The following is a 26772-nucleotide window of genomic DNA, read 5'->3' on the forward strand; positions in this document are numbered from 1 at the left end:
GTGATTCTCTAACACATCTAATTAATTGGACTAGGCACCATGACTTGGTGGCTGATAATCTTCTAAGAGCTTGAGTAACTTTGCAGGATTTTCATGCACAAGCAACAGCTCTAAGTGGTGTGGCTTTACAAAACCAGCTATCACTGCTTGGTCAAAAAAAGCTAATAAAGCATCATAATAGCCATTAATATTGAGTAAACCAATGGGTTTTTGATGAAATCCCAGTTGCGCCCATGTTAACACTTCTGTGAGTTCTTCCAGTGTGCCAAATCCACCTGGTAAAGCAATGAAGGCATCAGATAAATCAAACATCTTAGCTTTTCTTGCATGCATTGAATCCACTACATGCAATTGCGTTAATCCTTCATGGGACACATTTTCAGCAAAAGCTTTGGGAATTACTCCAACCACCTTTGAGCCCCCAGCTAATGCAGCATCTGCGACTTGCCCCATTAGGCCAAAGTGCGCACCACCATAAACCAAACCCATAGACGCTTTACTTATAGCGGCACCTAAAGCTTTTGCAGATTCCATAAATAAAGGCTCTTTACCTGGATTAGCACCACAAAAAACACATACATTTTGCATCTATATTCGCCTTTTAGGTTTTGAGCGTGAACATCTATCTTATGCGGTCACAGCTGGATTAATAGAGGTTAGGACTAGCAGGCTGCCGTCACAGAAACTTCAACTAACAAAGCAGGTCTAGCCATTGCCGCTTCTACACAAGCCCTTGCTGGTGCATGGCCTGCAGGTACCCAAGCGTTCCAAACGAGGTTCATAGCGGCAAAATCGTCCATCGATTTTAAGTAGATAGTCGCTGTTAACATGCGCGTAGAATCAGAACCTACACTGGCTAACAACTCGTCTACTTTAGCCAGCATGGTTTGGGTTTGCTGCGTAATATCTTGTTCAGCGTCTGCTGCAACTTGCCCACAAAGATAGGCTACATTGTTGTGCACTACAACTTTACTACTGCGCTCGCTAGTGCCGTGACGTCCTATGTTCATAATTTTGTCCTCAAAAGCTCAATGATAAGACCAAAGCCCATGTTGAAGCAAATCAATTGATCCTATCTTTAAGGCGCTGCCTGGTTTAATGCGTTATAGCGCAGACATCATTAAAAATGATCCCTTATACCCGCTTTTCATCGGTCATTAATGAGTGGGTTGTTATTTAGCTACAATAAAGGGCTGTTATAGTTCATTATATAAATTGAGACTTTTACGTGAAACGGACGCCCAGATAAAATGACCAGCTACAGCTTTTTTAACGTGTTACAACAGCACCCAACCCTGTGGTTAATAGGTGCAGGTTTATTGAGTTTATTGGTGGGTAGCTTTCTCAATGTGATTATTATTAGGCTGCCAAAAGCCATGCACCAAGAATGGCAACATGAATGCCGCTTATTGTTAGAGTCCTCCAAGCAAGATTCACAAATAGAGCAAGATCAGTCACTTCCAAAGCCCGCGTTGGCAGCCATTGCTTGGCCTGGTTCACAATGCCCCCAATGCCTTACACCCTTAAAACCTTGGCATAATATACCTGTTATTTCTTATGTTTTATTGCGCGGAAAATGTGCTTTTTGTAAGGTGCACATTAGCTCTATATACCCACTGGTGGAATTATTAACGGCGACCTTAGGCCTTTTAATAGCATGGTCACTGGGGCCAAGCGCCACCACCATCATGGCCCTAATACTGATGTATTGCTTGGTAGTGCTAACGTTTATTGACCTAGAACATAAATTATTACCAGATCAGCTAACACTGCCCTTACTATGGTTGGGTTTAGTAGTTAACGCTCTAGGCGGATACACTAGCTTACAAGATGCGCTTTGGGGCGCTGTGGCAGGCTACCTAGTATTGTGGCTGATTTACTGGGGCTTTAGATTAGCCACAGGGCGCCATGGCATGGGCTATGGCGACTTTAAGCTATTAGCCGCATTAGGTGCTTGGTTAGGCTGGCAAGCGCTCCCCATCATCGTATTAGCCTCATCTGTAACAGGCATCATTATAGGCTTAGGCCTTCGCCTTAGATCCACGCCTACGGACCCGAAAATGCCATTTGGGCCTTTTTTAGCTGCTGGAGGTTTAACTTACTTGCTTTGGGGTGAGCAGCTATGGCGCTTATTTGAGCTAACTTAAAACGACTTATTAAAGTAATGAAAAAAGCATTAGACATAATGAAAAAATGCCTCCAGAATTAGAATTAATCTTTAATGAGTTTTTGCGTATTAATTAACTAGAGATTTATATGTTTGCACGAGATCAACTTTCCTATACCAGTGTGGCACTATCGGCGCGTTCTGATATAACCGATGAACAGATGCAAGAGGCGGCCTTAGCTTATTACCAAACCATGCAAAAGCGCCATACCGTGCGTGAATTTACGCCACGTGAAGTGCCTGATGAGGTGATTCAACACTGCATTCGCACTGCAGGCTCAGCGCCCAGTGGAGCCAATCACCAGCCTTGGCATTTTGTGGCTATTCGTAACCCGCAAATAAAGCATGAAATTCGCTTAGCTGCAGAAGCTGAAGAGCAAAAGTTTTATGCTGGTGGGGGCGGCGATGAATGGATTAAAGCATTGGAGCCTATTGGCACTAATGCAGACAAGCCCCATTTAGACGTGGCTCCTTGGTTGATTGTGATCTTTGCTCAGCGTTATGGTGTGTTTGACGATGGTGATCGTTTTAAAAACTACTATGTCACTGAAAGTGTGGGTATTGCAACGGGGTTTCTTATTTCAGCACTGCACCATGCAGGCCTTTATAGCCTCACACATACACCCAACCCCATGGGTTTTTTAAACAAACTACTGGGGCGACCAAAACATGAAAAAGCGGTAATGATTTTAGCTGTAGGCCATGCCGCAAAAGACGCGACCGTGCCTAGCGTGGCCAAGATTAAAAAACCACTAGATGAAATACTCACTCTTATTTGAGATTGCAGCTAGGCCAGCTAATGCACTAGAGCTTAGCCAACTCAACAGCAATACCCGCCCCAAGGCGGGCATTGTTTAATACCAGCTGAATATTAGCTGCCAAACTCTCACCTTGGGTTACCTGGGCTATTTTAGATAATAAAAACGGCGTGCTTTGTTTGCCATAAATACCTTGGTGTTGCATTTGGATGATAGCTTCACTAATCACCTTCTCTATGGCATCGGGGTCCATGGCATAGGCTTGTGGAATAGGGTTAGCCACAACCACTCCCCCTGCTAGGCCCATACCCCACTTGGCAGACAATACCTTGGCTATGCTGGCTTTGGATTCTAATAAGTAATCCACCTCAAAGTCACTTGTTTGGGTGTAAAATGCGGGCATCACTTTAGTTTTGTAGCCTATTACAGGCACGCCGTGGGTTTCTAAATACTCAAGCGTAAGCCCAATATCCAAAATAGATTTAACCCCTGCACACACCACAGCTACACAAGTGTTGGCTAACTCTTGTAAGTCTGCAGAAATATCCATGGTGGTTTCTGCATTTCGATGAACGCCTCCTATACCACCGGTAGCAAACACTTTAATGCCAGCCATGGCCGCTATAATCATGGTAGAGGCTACCGTTGTGGCCCCATCTTGCTGTTGTGCCACAATAAAAGGCATGTCTCGGCGGCTAGTTTTAATCACCTCAAAGCCACGTTTTCCTAGGTGAGTAATTTGCTCTTGGTCTAGACCCACGGTTAAGCGACCATTAATAATGGCAATAGTGGCAGGCTCGGCGCCATTGTCTTTTACCGCCTGTTCAACTAACAAGGCTGTTTCTACATTCTGTGGGTATGGCATACCATGTGAGATGATAGTGGACTCAAGGGCTACTACAGGCTTGTTGTGAGCCAATGCGTGCTGGATGCGAGGATGTATATCAAGGTAATCAGTTAAATTAATGGCGTTATGCTGCACGGGTTTTCCTTTAAGGCTTGAAGTAATAGTTGAGGTGTTAGATGAGGGTTAATAGTAGCTTCGCTAGCCATGGCAACATGAGCACAAGCTAAAGCGGCACGGGCACGCTCATGGGAGTCATTACCTTGCATCCAAGCATTGACGATAGCGGCCATCATAGCATCTCCTGCGCCGTTGCTATTGACTATATCGCTAGTGTTTACAGTCACACTAGGGGTCATTATAAAGCACTGATTTACATCACAAAAAAGTAGGCCTTTAGCACCTAGGCTTAAATACAAATGTTTCACACCCTGCTCCATAAACCATGTGGCTAGCTGCATTACCTGTGCGTTGGAGGGGTGTGGCCCAAAGTCTGTGCCCGCCATAGCTTGAGCTTCTAATAAATTGGGCTTAATACTGTGGATACGTGACAAAAAGGGCACGACTCGTGTGGCTTTGTATACAGACACAGTGTCTACAAAAAATAGCTGATCAGGGAGGCTGTTAACTAAGAATGCCAAACAATCTGGAGACAAATTAGCATCTAGCACCACTATAGACGCCCCTTTTAATTGCGGTAAAAAAGCCTGTAGCTGGGCTGAACCAAATTGATTAATTAAGGCCATATCAGCGATCGCAATTTGCATTTCACCAGTATCACTTACAATGGATAAATAAGTTGAAGTAGATTCGCCTTCTAACACCACCATACATTGGGTTTGAATACCTAGCTGCTGGCAATGGTGTTTGAGAAAAGCCCCGTTTGTATCGTTGCCTATAGGTGCCATCAACATACAAGTTTGGCCCAGACGCGCTAGATTTTCTGCAATATTTCTGCCCACGCCCCCTGGGCTAGATGACACTTTGCCAGGGTTGGATGTATGCGGTTTAAGAGCCTCTTGCGCTAAGCCCAAAAGGTCCATGTTGGCACCACCCACCACTACACTGAAAGGTTTCATGTAAAATCAGGTTTCATATAAGGTTTTATAAAAATTCCGCATGGCTATCTGGTTGCTGGCATACGGCTAAAGCCTCTTTAAGTGACACCGCTCCATTCATCAGTGCACGACCCACAATCACACCTGCGATGTTAGGCAACATCCGCAAAGTGGAAATATCATCTAAGGTTTTCACAGCACCGCTGGAAATGACAGGGATATGTAACTCGTCTACCATTTGAGTAGTGATGGAAAATGTCGCTTCTGGATGATCATCATCAAGGTCGATGTCAGTGTAAATAATCGCAGCCACACCATGCTCTTGTAGGTCTTTTGCTACTTCTAAAGGGGTATAAATGGTTTCTTGCGTCCAGCCATGACACATTACTTTATTTTGACGCGCATCAATGGACACCACCACTTGGCCTGGGTATTGGGTACATAACTCCTGTAAAAAATGCCTATCTTCGATAGCTGCAGTGCCAATAACCACCCTAGAGGCGCCGTGTTCAAACCAAAAACGAGCACCTTCTAAAGTGCGAATGCCGCCACCCACTTGCACCGGCACATTGACTGCTTGAATAATTTCTATCACAGCTTGGTGATTATCGTGGCCACCGCGCATGACATTATCTAGATCTACTAGGTGCAACACTTGCGCGCCGTTTGATACGTGTTGCCGTGCCACCTCTAAAGGCGATATGTCATAAACGATGGGGTCTTGCATGTGGCCACGGCGTAAATTAACACAACGGCCATTTTGGATTTCTATGTCTGGGTAAATAACCATCTTCGAATTCCTCTTTATTGATACTTCTTTTTATTTTTATTTTTAGTCTCCTCTAGCATACCCCTACGCGGTAAAATATCCAACTAAGAGTGAAGTTTGGCGTGGGCAAGGCTGCTATAATGCCCACTAAGCGTTACTGCGCATTAACACCAATGTGATTTTAAAAATGATTGAAAAAGACATTATCGTTGTAGGAGGAGGGGCATCAGGCTTTTTTGCTGCCATCAATATAGCCAAACAAGCACCTCACCTTAAAGTCGCTATTTTAGAGCGTGGAAAAACAGGCTTGGCTAAAGTAAAGGTGTCTGGCGGGGGGCGATGTAATGTGACACACGCTGAGTTTATACCTAGTGAATTGGTACAAAACTACCCCCGTGGTGAGCGAGAACTACTAGGCCCATTTCACCAGTTTATGACCGGCGATACCATGGCCTGGTTTGAAGAACGTGGTGTGGCGCTAAACATAGAAGAGGATGGGCGTATTTTCCCCGCATCAAACTCGTCACAAACCATCATTGATTGCTTTTTAAGTGAAGCTGAAAAATACAACGTGGATATACTCTACAGTCATGCACTAAAAACCCTAAAAAACAAAGACAACCAGTTCCATCTTGACACTTCACAAGGCCATTTTTGTGCCAAAAAAGTGGTGGTCGCTACTGGCAGCAATGCCAAAATATGGGACCTATTGGAGGGCTTAGGCCATACGGTAGCTAAAGCTGTGCCTTCTCTTTTTACCTTCAAAATAAATGACGCACGCATAAAAGACATTCCAGGGGTGGTGGCAGAACACGTAGACGTTAAAATACTGGGCGCAAACCTATACAGTGAAGGCCCTCTACTAATCACCCACTGGGGCATGAGTGCGCCTGCTATTTTAAAGTTGTCAGCCTTTGCCGCACTGGAAATAGCTAAGCGAGATTATCAATTTCAAATAGAAGTTAACTTTATTCGTGAGTCTTTTGAGGACTGTTTAGAGGCACTAAAGCACTCAAAGCTAGTGTTAGCAAAAAAGGCAGTGTTTAAATCTACCCAGTTTAACCTTCCCAAACGATTGTGGCAGAAGCTTGTTTTGGCGGCTAATATTAAAGAAGAGGGCCGCTGGGCTGATGTGAATAAAGTACAAATAGAGGCATTAGTGCGCGAATTAACCCAAGCGGTGTTTCATGTGCAAGGAAAAAGCACTTTTAAAGAGGAGTTTGTGACTGCAGGCGGCATAGCTCTTAACGAAATCAATTTTAAAACTTTTGAAAGCAAACGTGTGCCTGGGCTTTATTTTGCAGGAGAAGTGCTAGATATTGATGCCATCACTGGCGGATTTAATTTTCAAAACGCATGGACAGGTGCTTACATCGTCTCGCAAAACATCACTAAAAGTTAATCGACCACGCCACATAAGTAACGAGTAAGTATTAGTAAAGATAAAGTGCATATACAAAAATAACCTGGCCCACAGTCGGCAGACGGAGTTTACTAGCGTATAATACCTGCTGATTTTTAAACTATGGAAGTGTTACCAATGACCGACTTCACCGACTATAAAGTTGCCGATATCTCTTTAGCCGCATTTGGCCGCATGGAAATCGACATTGCCGAAACTGAAATGCCGGCCCTTATGGCGCTGCGCACTAAATACGCCGCACAAAAGCCCTTAGCCAATGCTAAGGTAATGGGCTGTATTCACATGACTATTCAAACCGCGGTGTTGATTGAAACCTTGGTTGATTTAGGTGCGCAAGTACGTTGGTCCTCTTGCAACATTTTTTCTACTCAAGACCACGCTGCTGCTGCAATTGCCGCTGCAGGCATTCCTGTATTTGCTTGGAAAGGCGAAACTGAAGAAGAAGCCCAGTGGTGTATCGAACAAACTATCGTGCAAAATGGCAAAGACTGGGGCGCTAATATGATCCTAGACGATGGCGGCGATCTAACTACTATGTTGCATGAGCAGTTTCCAGAAATATTGGCCAACTGCCACGGCATTTCGGAAGAAACCACCACTGGCGTTCACCGCTTAGAAGAAATGTTACAAGCTGGCACTTTAAAAGTACCTGCCATTAACGTCAATGACGCCGTGACTAAATCTAAAAATGATAACAAATACGGCTGTCGTCATTCTTTAAACGATGCCATCAAACGCGCTACAGACCACTTATTAGCAGGTAAAAAAGCCCTAGTGATTGGTTACGGTGACGTAGGCAAAGGCTCTGCAGCTTCTCTTCGCCAAGAAGGCATGATCGTTAAGATCACTGAAATAGACCCTATTTGTGCGATGCAGGCCTGCATGGACGGTTTTGAAGTAGTGTCACCTTTTATAGACGGTGTGAACACAGGCGACATCAGCTGCATCAATACTCTACTGATGAGCACCACAGACATCATCGTGACTACCACCGGCAACACCAACGTGTGTGACGAGAACATGCTAAAGACCATCAAAAATGGTGCTGTGGTATGTAACATCGGTCATTTTGATAACGAGATCGACACCGCGTTTATGCGTGCGAACTGGAAGTTTGAAGAAGTGAAGCCTCAGGTACACAAGGTATATCGCGCTGCAGACCAGAACAAAAGTGACTTTGTGCTGCTATTGTCTGAAGGCCGCTTAGTAAATCTGGGTAACGCAACAGGCCACCCGTCACGTATTATGGATGGCTCTTTCGCCAACCAAGTGCTAGCGCAAATGCACCTTTGGGAAGCTAAGTTTGCAGATCTAAGTGAAGCGGATAAAAAAGCCAACCTATGGCTAAAAATCTTACCTAAAAAACTAGACGAAGAAGTGGCAGCAGACATGGTGGCAGGTTTTGGTGGAGTATTAACTAAGCTAACAACCACTCAAGCAAACTACATCAACGTGCCATTTGATGGCCCGTTTAAGTCAGAAAGCTACAAGTACTAAACGGCTCGAGGCGGCCATGCCGCCTCGTTTCTCTTACCACCTCATATCGCCTTCCTTGTGATTGCACGTGCAGCAAAGCAATCAATTGCATTATTTTTTTGCAAACTCGAAAAATCAAACTACACTTTAAATAACTTACTAGGATTCACTCCCAGTGAGCCAATCACTGCAGCAAGCTAAACTTGAGATATAGGGAAGCTAAAAGTACAGATCAGGATGATCTATATTTGCAGTGCTATCAACATGGATGTTGGTTTAAAAGTGCGGGGCTAGGATGCCCCGCCGCTTATACAAATGCATAGCTAATTAGACACTCTCACTAGTTAAACCTAGCCATCAAGATCGAGCACTCCTTCTCTAAAATGTCTGCAAATGACAATTTTGCTTATCATTATGAAATAATTCATGCTAAAACTTAAATTTGATGGTATCAATAGCCCTATGAAGTGCCTGATAATCCAGAATTCATCTTGAGCACTGCCAAAACCACTCCCAAAGAACTCACCGATCAGCTGTTGTCACAGCTGGACATATAACCGGTAACCGGAGCAAAGAATGCAACAAGCCAAAGCTATTTTAGCCAACACTGCCCTGCTTAACGCTTTACAGCTATTAGTTCACCAAGCCGGTGAAGCCATCATGCAGGTCTACCATACGGACGACTTTGGCATAGAGACCAAAAAAGATGATTCGCCCGTTACCAAGGCAGACCTTGATGCACATTATCTATTAATAGACGGATTAGCAAAGCTGACTCCCAACATTGCCATCGTCTCCGAAGAAGACCCAGCGTCTCAAGCGGTGCCACAAAAGCACAACTGCTACTGGCTCATTGATCCTTTAGATGGCACTAAAGAGTTTATTAATCGCAACGGCCAATTTACTGTTAACTTAGCCCTCATTGAAAATAACATCCCAAGCTTTGGTTTGGTGTCTACTCCCATTGATCAAACGCTCTACTGGGGTGGCAAACACCTGGGCGCTTGGCGCTTGCGAGACCACACCTTAGAGCAGCTGCATACCCAAACATGCCACGTGCCTATGCGTGTGGTTGCCAGTAAGAGCCACCTCAATGAAGCCACCCGCAACTTTATCGCAAGCTTAGGTGAGACCACCCTAGTGCAAGCGGGCAGCTCATTGAAACTGTTACGCATCGCAGAGGGTGAGGCAGATATATACCCGCGCCTTGCACCTACTTGTGAATGGGACACCGCTGCCGCACAAGCGGTGTTAGAAGGTGCTGGTGGCAAGGTGACCCAAGTGGATGGCAGCCCGATGAAATATGGAAAAACAGATATCTTAAACCCACACTTTGTGGCCAGTAGTTAGAATTACCCGTTAGCTCAACACTTCCATTTTTACCTGCGGGGAAAATGAGCACGCAGGTTATTAAAAGCCTCTGGATAAAGAATCACTAACATTTGCAACACCATAGCTATAGCCTTTTTGATTGCAGATAGTAAAGAATATGCACCGGTCATAGGTTCTAGTGAGTTTTTTGAAACTTGCCATCTATTATTATGGAATACTATGGGCGAAGATAAAGCTTAATTTACAAGCATATGCTACCAAGTCAATCGTTGCTATCACCTCAGCAAAAAACTATTATTTTGATACAGATAAGAACAATCACAGGAAGTCTAAAGCCCGAGACGAAGCAGTAATATCCGGTTATATAAAGTACATCGATACGTTGTTGAACAACGGTATAGGCGTGATATTTGTAGATCAAATTCCAGTGGCTGGTTGGGATATTCCAGGCAGGTATATTCAATTGGCCAAGCGTGGAAAGCTTTCCAACGAAGCGTTCCAGTATCCTAAATCAGTGTATGACGACCACACAAAAAATCTAACCAATATTAGGTCAAATTCACATCCAAATTTTTACCTCGTGTCACCAGCCAAAATATTTTGCTCCGATGGGGTTTCGTGCCATTCAGCAAGCCTACCCAATTTGTATTTTGTAGACACAAACCACTTAAGTCATACCGGCGCTCAAAAAATCGTCTCTCTAGTCAGAGCTGCCATCCTTTATCACCAGCAAGAAAAGCTTGGAAATGGGGGCTGAAAAACATTGATCCCTTATAAGAGAGATGGGTAGAATCCCTATACATCAATCCGCGTTCGCCATAAGGAAACTCATTCTGGCTTAGTAAGGATGTGGGAAATACTCTAACACCATCAATTTTCCTGGCCGCATTGATTAACGATCTATAACCTACTCGCATTGGCAAAGGTTTTTCCTTTAAACAGCCATTATCCAAAAACAAAACAAACTCTGCTTTTATACAATCTTTTAACGACACGGACAAATCTGGCAAGTCTTCGATTAATATGACTTGTTTATCTGCCTTCTGCAGCCGCTCAATAGTTCGGACCAATAGGCTAGTTGCTATAAAGCCGTTATTTTTACCAACTACCTCACCCTCTGTATCAAATAATCCTATGTCTTCACGCAAATACTCTTCACCCCTAAAAGCAATAAATACTTGTTTTATGTTAGGGTTGCCTGTTACAAAATCATACAAATTTTTAGTTCGGGCATGACAGCGCAAATGACCATGTTCTGGATGGAATCCACGGTTTGCTCCAAAAAACGGAGGGCAAGCTCCGGCTCCCACAAGCAACAAATTTCCGCCATTAGCATGTATTGAGTCGTTTAGACCCCAATAAAAATGATTAGCATGGGAATCGCCAATAAGGGCAGCTGTTATAGGCGCATCAATTTTACCTATTAAGCAGTATTGGTCTGCACCGAATTTCTCCCTACAATTGCGGTTATAACTAAGCCCTGCAGGCCACTTCATTTCCTCTAGTATGTCTGTAGCATTTGGATATTTTTCAGCAAAGTATGAAGTGTTGCTTAGGAGGGTTCCGTAGCCAACAAACCCCATTAAAATCATTCCAAATAAAGAAAAAAGTCGAGCTTTAGACGAAAACAAATGTGCCGTCTTAATAGGCTTCTCAACGTAATGATAAGTAGCCATTGCCAATAATGTAGTCAAAGCAAAAGCAACGAACAGAACTAGGTGACTTTCAAGGTTATAATTTTGGAGCCTAGCAAAAGCTAAAATGGGTTGATGCCATAGGTACAAGCTATAGCTAATCAAACCAATGTAAGTAAATACTCGCTGGGAGAGAATATTGTAAACCCAGGTATTTGGCCGCGCAAATACCAAAACCAACACAGTGCCAAAAACCGGAAGCAAAGCATACAAGGAAGGAATAGGAGTAGATCGGTCATATAAAAAGATAGCTACCAATATACTAACAAGCCCCACTGAAGCATAAACGCCATTACCTTCGGGCTGTTTTTTCAACAATAGTAAGGCTGTCAATGCCCCTGCAAACAATTCCCATGCCCTTGATACCAGTAGATAAAAATTAGCTTCAGGCTTGTTTGCTGCGCCCCAATGGCTTAACCACAAACTCAAACACCCAAGCACCAGGATAACGCCCATTACTGGGTTTCGGCCAAAACGCCACAAGGCCACAAGCAACAAAGGAAACAATCCATAATATTGCTCTTCTACAGATAAACTCCAAGTATGCAATAGAGGCTTTTCTTCTGCCGCTGCCTCAAAGTAACCACTTTGTTTCCAAAATAAAAAATTTGAAACAAAAAGGCTCACATAAACCAGACTTTTCGCATAACTAGCGTACTCGTCCGGTAGCATCCAATAAAAAGCGAAGGGTAAGGTAATGAACATGACCACAAACAAAGCTGGCAGTATGCGTTTAGCTCGACGATAATAGAAGTTGGAGTAAGAAAATCGGCCTTGCTCAAGCTCCTGAGCAATGATACTGGTAATCAGGTATCCCGATATTACAAAAAATACATCAACCCCAATAAACCCACCCGAAAAAAGTGCCACGCCAGAATGAAACAAAATCACAGGGACAATTGCTAGTGAGCGTAAACCATCTATTTCGGGACGATATTGCATTGGGGTTCGATTAACCGTTACACACTGGCATTAACGCCAATGGCTGTATTAGCGGCATTTTTGTCATGAGAAAGCTTACCTGCAATCATTGCGATCATCACAGCAAAAAACACCCCTGCATTGTTAATGTCCCATATCACCTCAGCTATACCGAAATCCATATAACCAACAACCATCAATATACCAGTAATTGCTAATGCTTTATTTTGTTGTAAATGCTGTCGGCATAATAACAAAAAACTGAAGTATATTGAGTACACCATGATAGCGCCAATTATTCCAGTTTCAAACAAACTGTTAAATAGCTGATTATGAGGCCCTAGGTGAGGACCAGCCTCGGTCGGTATTAACCCGGCCTCGACCAGAGGAATTTTTTCAATATAATAACTTCCAGGGCCAGTACCAAATAAGGGGTTATCGATAAAAATGAGCAACGCAGAGTGCCACAAAGCAAGCCTTATACCCGCCGAGCCATCAGCAACTTTTCCATGAACAAAATACTCTGTGATCGCTGGCACAATCATACTCAAGCGCTGCTGTACGAAAGGCACAAAATACCAAACTAACAGTGCCAAAAAAGCAAAGGTGAAGAGCACTAAGAAACGTTTTTTATAGGTTGGTTTATCTAATAAATCCACCATGACCCAGCACAATAAAGGCATAGATATCCAACCTCCCTTGGTACCTGACGCTAAGGATGCATAGACGCCAAGCAATAAAGCTACTGCTGCCAATGGGCCAAAAAGGGGGTTCATCTTCCAATTGGGCTGAAACATTGCAACCGACATCACACCTAGCAGTAAACTAATGTCTCCAAACGCCGCTATAAGACCGGATGTGCCACCACTAACCCTGTGAAAGCCCAAGTACTGTTTTTGATAAAAGGCCCATACCCCTGCCGCTACCGCGCCAAACCAAACACCCCATTTAAGAGCATTCTGAGAGAAGCCGACACGCCTTACCATAAAATAAATAGGAAGAACTAGTATAAAACGGCTTGGTTCTTGAAACTCCGTCCATATCCAACCCACTCTAAACCACAAATCTAAGGCCGTTATCGCTGGGTAAAACAGCCAAGAACCTAGCATAAATTTCTCAAGTTTTGACAGGGGCTGTTGCGGAGAGTTATTTAGTAAAAACAACAAGCCAGAAAAAACTAAGAATATAGCACTGTAATAAAGGGCCGAAGGGTAGTTAACACTTGCAGCAGGTACTATGAAGGCACATGCAGAAAGTACAAGCATTATCGATACAGATAAAAATTTAGACAAAATATAACCCTAACTATTGGCCTACGGCCGTTCCTTGTTAAATATAAGCGATGAAATGCGACCGTTTAAATCGCCATACAAAAGTACTTGCGCCCGATTATTTGCTAGAGCAGCAGTTTGTTTGCTGGATAGACTGCTAGGAAGCATAGCAATGGTTTGCTGTATTTGCTCTAAATCATGGCAAATAAAAATTCCAGAAGTTTCAAAATAGTCCCCTATATTGGGTGCTCCCCAGTAGATGGGCATAGTACCACAGAGTAAGCAATCCAATAGCTTTTCTGTGAAGTAATCCTGCTCCTGCACATTTTCAATAATCACGGAAAAACGGTAATTAAGAAGCCCATCTTGTTTAAGCTCGAATGGCGCATATCCCCGCCCCAACACCGTAATTGCTATGCCTTGTTGCTTTGCCCAAGTGACTACCCCATGGCGCATCTGATGCCCGAGTAAGTCTTTCTTTTCAGAGGCTATAATTGAACAGAGTTCAGGCTTAACTGAAGGGATATCTATTTCCCGCCCATCAACCCAGGATTCAACAACTGCTAGCTGATGTACATTGGTATACCGCCGTGCGTATTTTCCATACCTACAAAAAATTGCATTAAACTTGTGCCGCAGCAACCAAATGCTTTGGTAATAACGCTTTTGAATGGCTAATGGTTCAGCCATTAACAAATCAACTTTGCAACTCACTCCACCAAAACCACGTAGCAGCCGTGTAGAAGATGGATAAACAACCACATGGTCGTGAGTATTAAGGTCACCAATACACCCTACGGGTTCTCCGGTATCTGCATCCTGCGAGGGCCATGTAAGGCTACGTAACGGGATTGCCGCCAAATTCTTTTCGTGGCGCAGTTCATAGGGTAATATGCCAATCTTCATCAACCTGCCTGCTATTTTTGTGCCGTGGGTTTGGTTTTGGCAAAGTGATAACCAGACTTAAGCTTTAGTTTAAGCCTAAACCACGAACGCTTAATTTCCCGTTTGGCCTTATAACTGAACGACAGCCCTTTACTACCACCAATATTGGTGCCACCCACAATTTGGCTGATTTCATTGACTTGGTTAGGCACTGCAATTAACACATCAACACCATGCTGCCAAAAGTGCTGGTATGCCACATCCACTGGCATACCAAACTGAGAAAATGCCACTAGCAGGGCCTTAGCCGCACTACGGTTGACCACTTGAGATTGGGTACCCAAGGGTACTAACTTGGGTTTTATTAGTTGCGTCCGCTCATTTTTAGTCACACACACGCCGCTAATCGGTCTGCGTTTAAATAATTTAAGCATTACTGGTGTGTCACCCGCCAGAGCATCTTCCCATTGTTGTATATATTGAGAAATGTTGTGCACAAACTCCACATCATCTTCCAATATGATGGCGTATGGTTTATCACTAGCAGTCAAAAAAGTTTCGAGTGCTTTCCTGTGAGATAAAAAACAACCTATTTCTGCTGGTTTTAACGGCATAAAAAAAGTTTGTTGGTTCACTGCTAAACTATAATGCGCAGACAACACATCTGCTGAGCTATTAACGGCATCCACGGCAGAAATACGCACTGGAGCCAAATCCATGTTTTCTAAGTGAGGTTTAATCCTTTGCCACCGTTCCAAAGAACGATCTAAATTAATGACATAGAGCTCAAATTTTTGCTGTAAATTTTGGTTGTTCATTATTTATTTATTTGGTGCCATTCGTCTGGAATAAGGTCTTGTGCTTGTATGGAAGTATCATCAAACCAAGGTTGTGGTGCAACCACAATTTTAGCATGGTTTAGGTTAAGCCACGCACCCCACCAACTAAAAGTACTGTTGGCAATAATTTGGTGATCACACAAGCTAATAAGCACTAAATCCTCTTCTGCGTTAATGCTAGGTGCGGATACGAAACAAGCATCATTAGGTACATTAAGGTGTTTTTTTACCCATTCAGGATCGTCAGAAAACACAAATAATTTAACATCGCCAACCTGCTCAATAACGTAATCTAATGCCTTGTTATAGTAGCCTGAAGAACAAAGGCCATAGCGCGCCATGGTTTTTTCATCTTTTAAGTAATCACCACGCCGCACATGCAAAGCCACACTGGTTTGCAGTGCAATTTGAGCAGCAACAGTGGCCGCGCCAACACCTAGGGGCGCACACAACTGTAAGTCTTTGCGTATTTCCATGTTTGAACTGATATAGCGTTGGGACTGCCAAAAGCCAACTAACATAGTGCCTGCCCCTTGCGAGCGCATCGTACTGTCAAAGGCCAGGCTGGTTTCCCAAAACACAGTGTTCACAGGCCTTATTAGGCGCTTTAACCAGCGGGCCAAACGTATTTTCACCTCACTAAAAGAGCGAATTTCTTTAGGGCTAATATGTCGTGCTCGAATGTTAAAGCAATCAATAGCCAAACCCGTGTGATGCCCTTTACGCACCACATAACGGCCGTCTAGCACTAGCTCAACACCCAATTTATCGGCTAATGAGCGTGCCGCGGCATACTGAAACAGTTGATTACCCAAGCCACCCATCAGGCGTACATATATATTCTTCAAACCACCATCCTTACCAAACTACTTCCCAACCCAACAGACATAAACGTGTATAATTTAAAAACACGCCACCATAAAAACGGATTTTAACATGACCCAAACCATTTTAGTTACCGGCGGTTGTGGATATATTGGTTCACACACCGTTGTGGAATTGTTACAAGCCGACCATAAGGTGGTCATTCTAGACAATCTATGCAACAGCTCAGCAAAAGTGATTGAACGTATCAAAGCCATAGTTCAAATCAAGGATCAGACCCATGCAGAGGGTAACACGCTAGCTAACGATGATTCCCTCACCTTTATTGAAGGTGACATTCGTGATGAAGCCCTGCTAAAGCAGATTTTCATCACCCACCCCATCACCAGCGTTATTCATTTTGCTGGCTTAAAAGCAGTAGGCGAAAGTGTTAGCAAACCCTTAGAGTATTACAATAACAACGTCTATGGTACCTTGTGTTTATGCCAAGCCATGAATAAGGCTAACGTTAAAACCATAGTCTTCAGCTCTTCTGCCACCGTATATGGTGAAGATGCACCAGTTCCTTATAATGAGGCTATGCCCATGGGAAACACCTCCAACCCTTACGGTACTTCTAAGGCCATGGTAGAAAAGATGTTGGCAGACCAGTGCACCGCAGACCCACAATGGCGTGTAGCCCAGCTACGCTATTTTAACCCCATAGGGGCGCACAAAAGTGGATTAATAGGAGAAGACCCAAAAGGCATACCGAATAACTTACTGCCCTACATTAGCCAAGTGGCCATAGGCAAAAGAAAAGAGTTATCAGTTTTTGGAGGAGACTACCCAACACCAGACGGCACGGGCATACGCGACTATATTCACGTGGTAGATTTAGCCAAAGGCCATTTGAAGGCGCTGAACCATATTCAGCAGCCTAGTGAGAAGAAAAAAGGAGAAAAAGGGCAAGGAGAACATATTTGGAACCTTGGCACCGGCCAAGGTTATTCGGTACTAGAAGTAATCAGAGCGTTTGAACAAGCAAGTGGCAAAAACATACCTTACCAGATTAAGCCAAGAAGGAATGGAGATTTAGCCGCCTTTTGGGCCGACGCAAACAAAGCCAAAGCTGAGCTTAACTGGGTAGCAGCATACACCTTAAATAACATGGTAAGCGACTCATGGCGCTGGCAATCTAACAACCCTAACGGCTACAGCTAACCGCCATCTCATCATTGCGAGGGCCGCAGGCCCGCGGCAACCCACCCCTTAACAACGTCCATAGACATCATCCAAACGCTCTATGTCATCTTCGCCTAAATAGCTGCCCGATTGCACTTCAACCAAATGCAGCGGCAGCTTGGTTTCATTAGCTAAGCAATGTACCACGCCCTTAGGAATATATACAGAATCGTTGGCTTGCAACACATGGTCTACACCATCCACATGCACCTTGGCCACACCCTCTACCACTACCCAGTGCTCTGCACGGTACTTGTGTTTTTGCACGCTTAAGCGTGCCCCAGGGTTTACTGTAATGCGTTTAACCTGATAGTTAGGCCCAGAGTCTACACTGTCGTAACTGCCCCATGGGCGATAGACCTCACGCTGGTGAACTAGCTCATCGCGGCCTTGGAGTTTAAGCTGCGTGACTAGTTGCTTAATGTCTTGGGCTTGGGCAAGGGGTGCAACCAACACCGCGTCTTTGGTCTCGACAATGGCCATCCCTTCAACGCCTTGTAACGCTATCAAACGGCTGGTAGATTTCACAAAACAGTTACGGCTTTGGTTAACCAAGGTATCACCTTGGCATACATTACCCTGTTCATCCCTTGCATTGGTTTCATACAGCGCATTTAAATCGCCTACATCACTCCAACCACAATTCACCGGTACTACCACCGCTTTTTGCGTGTGTTCCATAATGGCATAATCTATGGAGATGTTATCACATTGTGCAAACTGGGCTTCAGGAAGACGTACAAAATCTAAATCTAACGTGGCACTAGCCACGGTTGCACGGCATTGGGCTAATAACGCAGAGCAATAAGCCTGTGCTTCTTCAATAACCACACTAGGCCGCATCATAAACATGCCGCTATTCCACAGGTAATTATTCGATGCTAAATAAGCGGTTGCGGTGGCTTCATCTGGCTTTTCTACAAAGTCATTAACCATTAAACCCTGTTCAGCAGCGCTATCATCACCATAACCACCAACAGCCTCACCACACTCAATATAGCCATAACCGGTGCAGGCAAAGTTAGGCTGTATACCCAAAGTAACCACATAACCTTCATTGGCTAAAGCACTGGCTTTAACAATGGCTGCCCTAAAACCTGCTTCGTCTGCAATGGCATGGTCTGCAGACAATACCAACATGGGGTGGTCCACACCTTGTTGCTGCAGCCGTAAAGCCGCAATAATTACCGCTGGTGCCGTGTTGCGCCCCATGGGTTCCAGTACAATATCCAGCCCCGCCGCTGTCATTCCGGCGCACGCCGGAACCTCTTCCCCCACCCGTCTAACCTGCTCTGCCGCCAAGAAACGCTGTTCTTGATTACAAATCAACTGGCTAGTACCCAAAGAAAGGCCACCCAACCGAGCAAAGGTCTGCTGCAACATAGTCAGCGAACCTTCATTCTCTACCAATACCTGATACTGCTTAGGAAAAGCCGCGCGAGACAAAGGCCATAACCGGCTACCCACACCACCCGCCATAACTACAGGGTTAATTATCATATCTATTTTCATCCCCGAAGCTCATCCAAATGTGCTAAGAACCATGCATAAGTCAACGCCAATCCGTGTTCAAGCCCAACATCATACGCCCAACCCAAACGCTTCAAGCGCCCAACATCCATTACCTTACGCATGGTGCCATCTGGTTTACTGGAGTCAAACACCAAGTCACCTTCAAAACCCACGGTTTTAGCCATAAGCCCAGCTAACTGAGCAATGGTGACGTCTTTACCCGTACCCACATTAATATGAGAACACATAGGGTCTGGCACCACTGCTAAAAACTCATTCCTAGGCAAACCCATAACATGTACACAGGCCGCAGCCATATCATCCACATGCAAAAACTCACGCATAGGTTTACCACTGCCCCACACCACTACTTCCTTAACATCTTGCTGCACCGCTTCATGAAAACGCCGCATCATGGCTGGAATAACATGGGAATTTTGAGGATGGAAGTTATCGTTTTCGCCATACAGATTAGTAGGCATTACGCTGCGGTAATCTCGTCCATATTGGCGGTTAAACGATTCACATAGTTTGATGCCGGCGATTTTAGCAATCGCATACGGTTCGTTAGTGGGTTCTAACTGCCCTGTAAGCAATGCCTCTTCTACAATAGGTTGCACTGCAAGTTTAGGATAAATGCAGGAACTACCCAAAAACAACAATTTTTGGACGCCGCTATTATGGGCGGCTTGAATAATGTTGTTTTGAATCTGCAAGTTTTGACTTATAAATTCCGCAGGATAAGTATTGTTCGCATGAATGCCACCTACCCGTGCTGCGGCCAAATACACTTGGTCTGGTTGCTGTGCATCAAAGAATCGCGCTACAGCAGATGCATCCAACAGATCCAGCTCACTACGAGAAGCCAGAACCAATTCAATACTGGTATCTAAATTAAGCTTACGAACAATGGCAGAACCCACCATGCCATTATGACCGGCTACAAAAACTTTTTTCTTAGCTAAAGTCATTATTTTTAGTTCTCTCGTGCCACAGGCACTTTAAACCCATGCTCTTTAAGCAACGCCTTTTGTTTAGCTTGGTCTAAATCGTGAGCCACCATCTCGGCACACATTTCTTCCACAGTAATCTCTGGCACCCAGCCCAACAGATCTTTAGCCTTAGACGGATCACCCAGTAAGGTTTCAACCTCCGCAGGCCTAAAGTAACGAGGGTTCACCCGCACAATAACATCTCCCACGGCCAAAGCCGGTGCATTATCGCCTGTAATAGACGCTACAGTAGCCACTTCATCAATACCTTTTCCACTAAAGGCAAGTTCAATACCTAACTCTTGGGCAGACATGCGTACAAATTCACGCACAGAAATTTGTTTGCCAGTGGCGATTACAAAATCATCGGCTTGTTCTTGCTGCAACATCATCCATTGCATACGCACATAATCTTTGGCGTGGCCCCAATCGCGCAAGGCATCCATATTGCCCAAATGCAAACAAGGGTCCATACCCAAAGCAATATTGGCTAAACCACGGGTGATCTTGCGAGTTACAAAGGTTTCACCACGGCGCATGGATTCATGGTTAAACAAAATACCATTACACGCATACATCCCATAAGACTCACGGTAGTTAACCGTTATCCAATAAGCATACATTTTCGCCACAGCATAAGGAGAACGAGGATAAAAAGGCGTTGTTTCCCGCTGAGGAGTTTCTTGTACTAAACCAAACAATTCAGAAGTAGACGCTTGATAGAAACGCGTTTTCTTTTCTAAACCCAAAAAACGCACGGCTTCAAGAATACGCAGCGTACCCAGGCCATCCACATCTGCAGTGTACTCTGGCGCTTCAAAAGACACCGCCACATGAGACTGCGCAGCTAAGTTATAGATTTCATCTGGCTGTACTTCTTTGATAATGCGAGTAAGGTTTGATGAATCAGACAAGTCGCCATAATGCAGATGGAATCGATTGTCATGCACCAAAGGATCTTCGTAGATATGGTCAATACGCTCGGTATTGAAAGAGGAGGAGCGGCGTTTGATACCGTGAACTTCATAGCCCTTTTCTAAAAGAAATTCAGCTAAATAGGAGCCATCTTGGCCTGTAACACCGGTAATAAGGGCAGTTTTCATGTCAATCCGTAATTGAAAGCGGTTAGACATAGATTATAATTGATTTTGATCGACCCTGCCCAGTTCTGTCCTAAGCAGATATATCCTGAAGAAGGGTCTCCCGAAATCGCGCCATATATTTGATCTGAAAGCCACCCACCTTGTGTTCGCTCGGGATAACCGGTCGGTGACCGTCTTACCAACAAACGATAAGGTTAGTTATCATGTGTTAAAACAGTCGCAGCTATCGGCTGAACACGTGCTACTGTAATCCCCCCGTAAATTAAGATCAGTTTTAAGTAGGATTTTCTCGTACACTAAACGAAGGAATTACCAACTTATCCTTACCGGGCGTTCGGTCCCTGATGAAATCTCAGTTTAAGTAAAAATTGGCAGTTCGAACAGAGCTGGGCAGTGGGTGGGCATATTGCTAAAACAGGCCAGGTGGTGATCAATCTGTAAAAAAGGCGAATATGAGAAAACAAAAAGGCATATTTGATGTGCCTTTTTGTTGGCTAAATCGATGCTGTGCACTTTAGAGGTCGCCTGGCAGCCATTTAAATGCTCTCAGGGATGCCTGCGTTACAGATTGAGTGTTGAGTTCTAACGCAGAACTCGTCTACCAAACACCACAACCATGCCAAGAATACACCCTAAGATAAATGCTAAAACTGCCTTTAGCATCACCCTTTGGGATAAGTTACTAGACACCTTTTCCTGAACACTCCCAACTAGATCAAACAACTCGCCCCTGTCGTCCAGGCTACTTAAATTTGACACTTGGATAATACCGAGCAAGGCCGAATGTATTTCTTCAAGTTCTGCAAATGATTGATTAATTAAATTAGAAATCTCCTCAACAGATATGCTTACTTCATCGCCGGTAGGCTTCTTAAAATCATAGAAGTTGATTTCGGTAATGACCACTTGAAGTTTGGTTGAAAGGTCTATTTTTTCTTGTAGCAGGCTTTTTCTATATTCTGGATCAGACATTTTAGAGCCTAATTCCATTAGTCGATTGATGACGTCCTCACCATACTGAGGAGAATATACAGTCGTTCCAGACCTGCTTCCCCCTTGTGATTTAGCGCCCTCAGAAGGGCTGTACGGTTGCTGATTAAATTCAATCAACGCCTGCTCATACACATCAACCATTCGCTCAAGACTAGATCGTTCACGCTCTAACTTACCTAAGCGAGCCTCTCTAAATCCTTTATACCAAGATTCATTTTTAACACCTACGCCGTTCTTAACGACCAGTTCTTTAAGTATTGAAATCCTATATGTATTTTCCAAATCTAACTTATAACGCAAATCTGCAACTGTCATGCCCGACTCTGGGTCTGTAATGGATTGGTTATCTAGCGAGCCCGATAACCCAGTAACACTTTTAGATAATAGACTGTAAGTGTCACTTAATACATTGACTTGAATGAGTAATTCATCAGAGTTTATATGGGTATCCAGCGTGCTTATTGTAGGAGCAAACATGCTCAAAACACCACGATCTTCAATGGCATGCGTTGCCCATATTTTTGGAATACTGTGCAACAGATCACTTGATTTCTTAAGGTTCCTGTCAAACAAATTCAGGTCTATGGTTAGGATCACATTCTTTTTAGATTGGGCAATAATTTCGTTTGTGTACTCAGAAACCGCATCACTATATTCTTGATTGGTTAATCCTTTTTCTTTTGACAACAACCCAGTCACTACAGACTCTAGTTCGCCAGCACCATTGAACGTAGGCGTCACATTGATCGCCCTCACTAGGTCAGAATAACTAAAACTTGGGCTATCCATATTTCTATAGGCTTCAGACAGGACTGACCCTGAGATTAGTTCCTGTGGTGAGAATTTTTCACCGTTTGGGAAAACCCCGTTTTCAACGCCTTGAAAGTTAAAATGAACTTGAATGCTCGCATAGTTGCTTTTGTCTACGATAAACCCACCCAGTGAATAGACTAGAGTCAGAGATAAACAAATTAGACCAAATAACAAAATACGATATTTCGCCTTCCACAAGGGGATGAAGATGTCTTTTAAGTCAATTTCATCGTCAAAATTCTGCTCAACTGGATTAAGTGCTTCCTTATTCATTTACATCTCCGGATCACTGAATTCAGTGAGTTAATTACAATACTAAATAGGGCATATCCAATCAAAGACAACTCAGCATTATGAAAAATAATGGCAATGATCAGCACTTGAAATATATAAAGAGTCAAGAATAAAGAGGCTCTGTTCCAGTAAAGAAGACTGGGGTAGAACAAAGTGAGCGTTCTTGCCAAGACAATACACTCTTGATGCCTGTCGTGTGTTTGGACATAGTTTATCACGTGTCCCCTTACTAGATTCTTACTCAATCTCATTGAGGTGGTAGCCGATTAAGGCCCACTGTGTGAGCAAGCTCGTCCAGTGGGGTGTTAAGCATTTCTCGTCCATCTCTAACTGTTACACCAAAATTATCAATAATTATAATCGTAAATCGAACATAGATGCACTTAAGAATACACTATTTTGGTTTTTAGTCGAAAATTCAGAATTGTTCCTATTTTTGACTGATGTTAAAAATGGGAAATTAGCCTTATAGCCAACACGCCTTCAAGGAATGGCTGGTGATGCATTACTTGAAGGCGTGTTGGCTATAAGGCTAATTTTTCAATGGCTTCGGCGAGTGATTGTGTAAATACGCAACATTTCTAGAAGTACGATAACAGCATTTATCGCACCTTTAAATCAGGCTTAAAACCAATAATTTATAGATTTCATTTCGCAAAAACGGTTATTATTTGATAAATTACGTATTAATAATATTAATGATATCAATCACGGAAAGGATTGCACCATCTAATGGCAAATAGTTTCTAAGCTCCAAAATATTGCCTGGTCGCAGAAAGTGGCATGTTATACTGTATGCACACACAGACTGATTGGATCAATAGCCCCATGCCCAAGAAGCCCACTGTCTCCAAAAGCAACACCCCTAAGAACGCCCTCACCCACGGGCTAACCAGCCAAAGCATCACCTCGTCAACAGACCAAAAAATCTACCAACAGATGTATGACGAACTCACCAGCGAATACGCTCCACAGACCATCACAGAGCGCATACTAATCGAGCGAGTGGCCGTCCAGTATGTCCGCTGGCAGCGTGCAATCAGGGAAGAGAGCAATGAGATCGAGGTAGCCAGCCTAACCGAAGTCGAGGAATTATCATTGCGCACCGCATTGAATCTTACCCAGGAACAAGCAGAGCATTACGCCACAGCCAGGTTTAGAGGCGAATTCCATAACGATGAACATATAGAAGAAAATTCCATACTTATTCAACGATTAAGCCAGGAATCGTTTCGCCTTTTGGAGCGCGGCGAACATACCACCATCCCAGACGATTTAGAAGAGTATCCGATGCTGTTCGTCCTTTTTGACCAACTTACCTTCAAGCATAGATGCAGCAAAGCTGAACTACTGGACGGTCGGTACGAGTTAGACAGCCTTGTTAGTGCCTTCATCAGGCAGTGCAATCGAACCCTTGAATCACAAGATTTATATCAGAGCAGTTCCATTGATAAAAAGCTGTCCCATAGTGATTTCTTAAACAAGCTCAGGGAGGAGGCACTAAAGCAGTTCATCTCGATAGACCTGCACCCCAAAGCAGAAAAGCTATTTAAGCTGGCCGAACAAGTGAGCATTTCACGATCCACCAACATAGATAAAATAACCCGCTACATGACCACTATAGACCGGCAATTTTCAAAAGCTCTGGGGGAACTACGCGTGGTGATAGAAGACCGCAGACGACGAGAAGCGCTTATGCCGAAGGGCTAAGGTGAAGCACCACACCTGGGTTAACTAGAGGATCACCAGTAAATTGAATACCAGCATCTTCCAGAGCCCGCTTAATTAACATTAGCACGCTCGTGTTTGCAGAAGGAATACCCTCCTGTAATTCATAACGACGGAGAGTTGTTATCCCTACACCGCTTTTATCAGCGAGATCAGTACCACTCCAACCTAAAAGAGCACGCGCAGCCTTTATTTGACTTGACGAAAGCATTAATAAACCCTATTATGGTATTAATAATACCAATTTGCGGGCTTTATAGCCCAAAATGTGAGTCTAACATGATCGACGACATCTTAGCCAAGTTTGATGGTGCCTTTGCCAAAAATACCATAAGAGCCTATCGGTCGGACTTTATTCAATACCAGACCTGGTGCGGACACAATAATATAGATTCAATACCGGCAACTGCCGATGCCATGGCGCAGTATGTTGACTACCTTGCCACCATAAAAAAAAGCGCAACCATCCGCCGAAGAATAAATAGCTTGGGCACAATACTAAAACTTTCTAAACACTATGACCCCACCAACCAGCCAGAGGTTATATTGGCCATCAAACGCATGCATAGAAAAATTGGGCGAGCTCAGCAACAGGCTACTCCCCTCACCAAGCCACTACTCAACCAACTACTTAACAACTGCGATAACAGCGCCAGGGGTTTAAGAAATGAAGCCCTTCTAAGACTCGGCTACGAAACGATGCGACGCCGGTCGGAGCTTTGTGCCTTTAAATTTGAGGACATCTGCCAAGCCCCAAGCGGTAAACCTGCTATAAGGCTGAAGTTCTCAAAAACGGATCAATTCGGGGCTGGGAAAATTTTACCCATCAGCCAAGAACTCTTCGACTTATTAGAAAAATGGAAGTGTATCGTTAGCGATGAAAGCTATATTCTAAGATCAATTAGTAGGCATGGGTATATCGGTAAGAATCTAAACCCTGCAAGCATCAGTACCCTATTAAAAGCACTGCAAAAAGACTTGAATTTGAACTCTGATGAACAGCCGCTCAGCGGTCATTCATTTAGAGTGGGGGCAGCGCTTGACCTTTTAGAGCAAGGAGAACCCCTTGAAAGGATAATGCTCAGAGGGGGTTGGCAGACGGATTCGACTGCCATGTCATATCTTAGAAACTGGATCTATTAAGTCAGCGACTCAGTTTCAAAAATACGATTATCCGAGTTATTTTTCATACGTCCATAACAAAGTGTTCGGGACAAACCCTCCTCAAGACCTATGGCCAGAACAAACCCAATATCACTGTCAGACGAAGCAAGCCGGGGATTACACAAGACTTGAATGTAAACATGTTCCAATACTCATTTTTTGCGCTCAAATTATCGAGATACTAGATTAGTTGTGGGCATTAAGCGTGCAGCAAATGGCGAGTTTAGCTAATCTGCAGCCGTAATTTTCGCAATTACTCTGCAAATCCTTTCCGCATCATCTTTTTGACAACCCACAAAGTGCAGAACCTTCGATGAACTCAAAGCACTTCTATAACCCTCAAAAAAACACTTCAGCTGGCTAACAACTTGCACATCATTCATCTTAGGCTTACTCGAACCATCAAGAGACATATCAATTTTTACATGATCCAGCTTTTTTAATCCTCGCCACAGCGTCATTTCAGACAAACCAGGCCTACTTTTTGAGTAGCGAAATTCAATGCACAACCCATTCGTTCGGGTAGCCAGGTACGACAACATTAGCCAGCAGAGGCTGCCAACAAGCATAGCGATTAAACTAGCACCCACCAAGTCAAACTCCGGAAAGAAAGACAACAATACAGCATAGCTTAGTACAAACGCTGCACCACCCATGGCTTTATAGGTGAACATATCAAAATACGAG

Annotated in this window: 25 protein-coding genes; 9 read left to right on the plus strand and 16 right to left on the minus strand. The window is 43.9% G+C overall.

Features of this window, described 5'->3' with window-relative positions:
- Positions 1–30 precede the first annotated feature (30 nt).
- Positions 31–588, minus strand: coding sequence for a TIGR00730 family Rossman fold protein (locus ABXT42_RS08290; RefSeq protein ID WP_443627682.1), 558 nt, complete (start codon positions 586–588; stop codon positions 31–33).
- A 74-nt stretch (positions 589–662) separates the two neighbouring features.
- Entirely contained in the window at positions 663–1010 is a 348-nt protein-coding gene (locus tag ABXT42_RS08295; RefSeq protein WP_443627683.1) for a RidA family protein, read from the minus strand.
- A gap of 240 nt (positions 1011–1250) precedes the next feature.
- Between ABXT42_RS08295 and ABXT42_RS08300 the strand changes: the two genes are divergently transcribed.
- Complete coding sequence (locus ABXT42_RS08300; protein ID WP_443627684.1) at positions 1251–2147, plus strand: prepilin peptidase; 897 nt, start codon at positions 1251–1253, stop codon at positions 2145–2147.
- A 109-nt stretch (positions 2148–2256) separates the two neighbouring features.
- Positions 2257–2946 carry a nitroreductase family protein gene (locus ABXT42_RS08305; RefSeq protein ID WP_443627685.1) on the plus strand — a complete coding sequence of 230 codons (690 nt, stop codon included), beginning with the start codon at positions 2257–2259 and terminating at the stop codon, positions 2944–2946.
- 25 nt (positions 2947–2971) lie between these two features.
- Here the strand turns inward: ABXT42_RS08305 and ABXT42_RS08310 are convergent, their stop codons facing one another.
- Genes ABXT42_RS08310 through ABXT42_RS08320 form a run of 3 tightly spaced genes read right to left on the minus strand, consistent with a single transcriptional unit; the run spans position 2972 to position 5617 of the window.
- A complete protein-coding gene (locus ABXT42_RS08310) occupies positions 2972–3907 on the minus strand; it encodes a pseudouridine-5'-phosphate glycosidase (protein ID WP_443627686.1) in 936 nt (311 codons plus the stop codon).
- A complete protein-coding gene (locus tag ABXT42_RS08315) occupies positions 3883–4848 on the minus strand; it encodes a PfkB family carbohydrate kinase (protein WP_443627687.1) in 966 nt (321 codons plus the stop codon). The genes ABXT42_RS08310 and ABXT42_RS08315 overlap by 25 nt, the downstream gene beginning before the upstream one ends.
- Positions 4849–4873: 25 nt before the next feature.
- Entirely contained in the window at positions 4874–5617 is a 744-nt protein-coding gene (locus ABXT42_RS08320) for a HisA/HisF-related TIM barrel protein (RefSeq protein ID WP_443627688.1), read from the minus strand.
- A gap of 166 nt (positions 5618–5783) precedes the next feature.
- Between ABXT42_RS08320 and ABXT42_RS08325 the strand changes: the two genes are divergently transcribed.
- The 4 genes from ABXT42_RS08325 (at position 5784) to ABXT42_RS08340 (ending at position 10584) form a co-directional block, all read left to right on the plus strand.
- Complete coding sequence (locus tag ABXT42_RS08325; RefSeq protein ID WP_443627689.1) at positions 5784–6998, plus strand: NAD(P)/FAD-dependent oxidoreductase; 1215 nt, start codon at positions 5784–5786, stop codon at positions 6996–6998.
- 138 nt (positions 6999–7136) lie between these two features.
- Positions 7137–8516, plus strand: a complete 1380-nt coding sequence (gene ahcY / locus ABXT42_RS08330; RefSeq protein ID WP_443627690.1) for an adenosylhomocysteinase — start codon at positions 7137–7139, stop codon at positions 8514–8516.
- A gap of 555 nt (positions 8517–9071) precedes the next feature.
- Positions 9072–9845, plus strand: coding sequence for a 3'(2'),5'-bisphosphate nucleotidase CysQ (cysQ, locus tag ABXT42_RS08335; protein ID WP_443627692.1), 774 nt, complete (start codon positions 9072–9074; stop codon positions 9843–9845).
- A 169-nt stretch (positions 9846–10014) separates the two neighbouring features.
- Positions 10015–10584 carry an SGNH hydrolase domain-containing protein gene (locus ABXT42_RS08340; RefSeq protein ID WP_443627693.1) on the plus strand — a complete coding sequence of 190 codons (570 nt, stop codon included), beginning with the start codon at positions 10015–10017 and terminating at the stop codon, positions 10582–10584.
- On the opposite strand, the gene ABXT42_RS08345 is transcribed toward ABXT42_RS08340, so the two are convergent.
- Genes ABXT42_RS08345 through ABXT42_RS08365 form a run of 5 tightly spaced genes read right to left on the minus strand, consistent with a single transcriptional unit; the run spans position 10532 to position 16285 of the window.
- On the minus strand, positions 10532–12463 hold the full coding sequence (locus ABXT42_RS08345) for an acyltransferase family protein (protein ID WP_443627694.1): 1932 nt from the start codon (positions 12461–12463) through the stop codon (positions 10532–10534). The two genes, ABXT42_RS08340 and ABXT42_RS08345, sit on opposite strands and share 53 nt — an antisense overlap.
- 17 nt (positions 12464–12480) lie before the next feature.
- The gene (locus ABXT42_RS08350; RefSeq protein ID WP_443627695.1) at positions 12481–13734 is read right to left on the minus strand and encodes an O-antigen ligase family protein; all 1254 of its coding nucleotides are present in this window, start codon (positions 13732–13734) and stop codon (positions 12481–12483) included.
- A gap of 21 nt (positions 13735–13755) precedes the next feature.
- Entirely contained in the window at positions 13756–14619 is an 864-nt protein-coding gene (locus tag ABXT42_RS08355) for a glycosyltransferase family 10 domain-containing protein (protein ID WP_443627696.1), read from the minus strand.
- An 11-nt stretch (positions 14620–14630) separates the two neighbouring features.
- Positions 14631–15416 (minus strand): glycosyltransferase family 25 protein, encoded by a 786-nt coding sequence (locus ABXT42_RS08360; RefSeq protein WP_443627697.1) that lies wholly within the window; start codon positions 15414–15416, stop codon positions 14631–14633.
- Positions 15416–16285, minus strand: a complete 870-nt coding sequence (locus ABXT42_RS08365; protein WP_443627698.1) for an alpha-1,2-fucosyltransferase — start codon at positions 16283–16285, stop codon at positions 15416–15418. The genes ABXT42_RS08360 and ABXT42_RS08365 overlap by 1 nt, the downstream gene beginning before the upstream one ends.
- 88 nt (positions 16286–16373) lie before the next feature.
- Between ABXT42_RS08365 and galE the strand changes: the two genes are divergently transcribed.
- A complete protein-coding gene (gene galE / locus ABXT42_RS08370) occupies positions 16374–17465 on the plus strand; it encodes a UDP-glucose 4-epimerase GalE (RefSeq protein WP_443627699.1) in 1092 nt (363 codons plus the stop codon).
- 48 nt (positions 17466–17513) lie between these two features.
- Here galE and ABXT42_RS08375 read toward each other — a convergent pair whose 3' ends face one another.
- The 4 genes from ABXT42_RS08375 to ABXT42_RS08390 form a co-directional block, all read right to left on the minus strand.
- Positions 17514–18986 (minus strand): mannose-1-phosphate guanylyltransferase/mannose-6-phosphate isomerase, encoded by a 1473-nt coding sequence (locus ABXT42_RS08375; protein WP_443627700.1) that lies wholly within the window; start codon positions 18984–18986, stop codon positions 17514–17516.
- Between the two features lie 8 nt (positions 18987–18994).
- Entirely contained in the window at positions 18995–19969 is a 975-nt protein-coding gene (fcl, locus tag ABXT42_RS08380; RefSeq protein WP_443627701.1) for a GDP-L-fucose synthase, read from the minus strand.
- A 5-nt stretch (positions 19970–19974) separates the two neighbouring features.
- The gene (gmd, locus tag ABXT42_RS08385) at positions 19975–21093 is read right to left on the minus strand and encodes a GDP-mannose 4,6-dehydratase (RefSeq protein WP_443627702.1); all 1119 of its coding nucleotides are present in this window, start codon (positions 21091–21093) and stop codon (positions 19975–19977) included.
- Positions 21094–21675: 582 nt separating this feature from the next.
- Entirely contained in the window at positions 21676–23172 is a 1497-nt protein-coding gene (locus tag ABXT42_RS08390; protein WP_443627703.1) for a hypothetical protein, read from the minus strand.
- Positions 23173–24021: 849 nt separating this feature from the next.
- Between ABXT42_RS08390 and ABXT42_RS08395 the strand changes: the two genes are divergently transcribed.
- The gene (locus ABXT42_RS08395) at positions 24022–24903 is read left to right on the plus strand and encodes a hypothetical protein (protein ID WP_443627704.1); all 882 of its coding nucleotides are present in this window, start codon (positions 24022–24024) and stop codon (positions 24901–24903) included.
- Here the strand turns inward: ABXT42_RS08395 and ABXT42_RS08400 are convergent.
- Positions 24887–25132, minus strand: a complete 246-nt coding sequence (locus tag ABXT42_RS08400; protein WP_443627705.1) for a helix-turn-helix domain-containing protein — start codon at positions 25130–25132, stop codon at positions 24887–24889. The genes ABXT42_RS08395 and ABXT42_RS08400 overlap by 17 nt on opposite strands.
- Positions 25133–25200: 68 nt before the next feature.
- Between ABXT42_RS08400 and ABXT42_RS08405 the strand changes: the two genes are divergently transcribed.
- Complete coding sequence (locus tag ABXT42_RS08405) at positions 25201–26064, plus strand: tyrosine-type recombinase/integrase (protein ID WP_443627706.1); 864 nt, start codon at positions 25201–25203, stop codon at positions 26062–26064.
- Positions 26065–26312: 248 nt separating this feature from the next.
- On the opposite strand, the gene ABXT42_RS08410 is transcribed toward ABXT42_RS08405, so the two are convergent.
- Positions 26313–26759 carry a hypothetical protein gene (locus ABXT42_RS08410; protein ID WP_443627707.1) on the minus strand — a complete coding sequence of 149 codons (447 nt, stop codon included), beginning with the start codon at positions 26757–26759 and terminating at the stop codon, positions 26313–26315.
- Positions 26760–26772 lie beyond the last annotated feature (13 nt).

This window comes from Candidatus Njordibacter sp. Uisw_002, from assembly GCF_047730155.1.
Lineage (GTDB): Bacteria > Pseudomonadota > Gammaproteobacteria > Pseudomonadales > Balneatricaceae > Njordibacter.

Bases quoted from the DNA above. Each gene is read 5' to 3' on its own strand.
- ABXT42_RS08290 (WP_443627682.1), bottom strand. From the start codon at position 588: ATGCAAAATGTATGTGTTTTTTGTGGTGCTAATCCAGGTAAAGAGCCT.
- ABXT42_RS08295 (WP_443627683.1), bottom strand. From the start codon at position 1,010: ATGAACATAGGACGTCACGGCACTAGCGAGCGCAGTAGTAAAGTTGTA.
- ABXT42_RS08300 (WP_443627684.1), top strand. From the start codon at position 1,251: ATGACCAGCTACAGCTTTTTTAACGTGTTACAACAGCACCCAACCCTG.
- ABXT42_RS08305 (WP_443627685.1), top strand. From the start codon at position 2,257: ATGTTTGCACGAGATCAACTTTCCTATACCAGTGTGGCACTATCGGCG.
- ABXT42_RS08315 (WP_443627687.1), bottom strand. From the start codon at position 4,848: ATGAAACCTTTCAGTGTAGTGGTGGGTGGTGCCAACATGGACCTTTTG.
- ABXT42_RS08320 (WP_443627688.1), bottom strand. From the start codon at position 5,617: ATGGTTATTTACCCAGACATAGAAATCCAAAATGGCCGTTGTGTTAAT.
- ABXT42_RS08325 (WP_443627689.1), top strand. From the start codon at position 5,784: ATGATTGAAAAAGACATTATCGTTGTAGGAGGAGGGGCATCAGGCTTT.
- ahcY (WP_443627690.1), top strand. From the start codon at position 7,137: ATGACCGACTTCACCGACTATAAAGTTGCCGATATCTCTTTAGCCGCA.
- cysQ (WP_443627692.1), top strand. From the start codon at position 9,072: ATGCAACAAGCCAAAGCTATTTTAGCCAACACTGCCCTGCTTAACGCT.
- ABXT42_RS08345 (WP_443627694.1), bottom strand. From the start codon at position 12,463: ATGCAATATCGTCCCGAAATAGATGGTTTACGCTCACTAGCAATTGTC.
- ABXT42_RS08355 (WP_443627696.1), bottom strand. From the start codon at position 14,619: ATGAAGATTGGCATATTACCCTATGAACTGCGCCACGAAAAGAATTTG.
- ABXT42_RS08360 (WP_443627697.1), bottom strand. From the start codon at position 15,416: ATGAACAACCAAAATTTACAGCAAAAATTTGAGCTCTATGTCATTAAT.
- galE (WP_443627699.1), top strand. From the start codon at position 16,374: ATGACCCAAACCATTTTAGTTACCGGCGGTTGTGGATATATTGGTTCA.
- ABXT42_RS08375 (WP_443627700.1), bottom strand. From the start codon at position 18,986: ATGATAATTAACCCTGTAGTTATGGCGGGTGGTGTGGGTAGCCGGTTA.
- fcl (WP_443627701.1), bottom strand. From the start codon at position 19,969: ATGACTTTAGCTAAGAAAAAAGTTTTTGTAGCCGGTCATAATGGCATG.
- gmd (WP_443627702.1), bottom strand. From the start codon at position 21,093: ATGAAAACTGCCCTTATTACCGGTGTTACAGGCCAAGATGGCTCCTAT.
- ABXT42_RS08390 (WP_443627703.1), bottom strand. From the start codon at position 23,172: ATGAATAAGGAAGCACTTAATCCAGTTGAGCAGAATTTTGACGATGAA.
- ABXT42_RS08395 (WP_443627704.1), top strand. From the start codon at position 24,022: ATGCCCAAGAAGCCCACTGTCTCCAAAAGCAACACCCCTAAGAACGCC.
- ABXT42_RS08400 (WP_443627705.1), bottom strand. From the start codon at position 25,132: ATGCTTTCGTCAAGTCAAATAAAGGCTGCGCGTGCTCTTTTAGGTTGG.
- ABXT42_RS08405 (WP_443627706.1), top strand. From the start codon at position 25,201: ATGATCGACGACATCTTAGCCAAGTTTGATGGTGCCTTTGCCAAAAAT.
- ABXT42_RS08410 (WP_443627707.1), bottom strand. From the start codon at position 26,759: ATGTTCACCTATAAAGCCATGGGTGGTGCAGCGTTTGTACTAAGCTAT.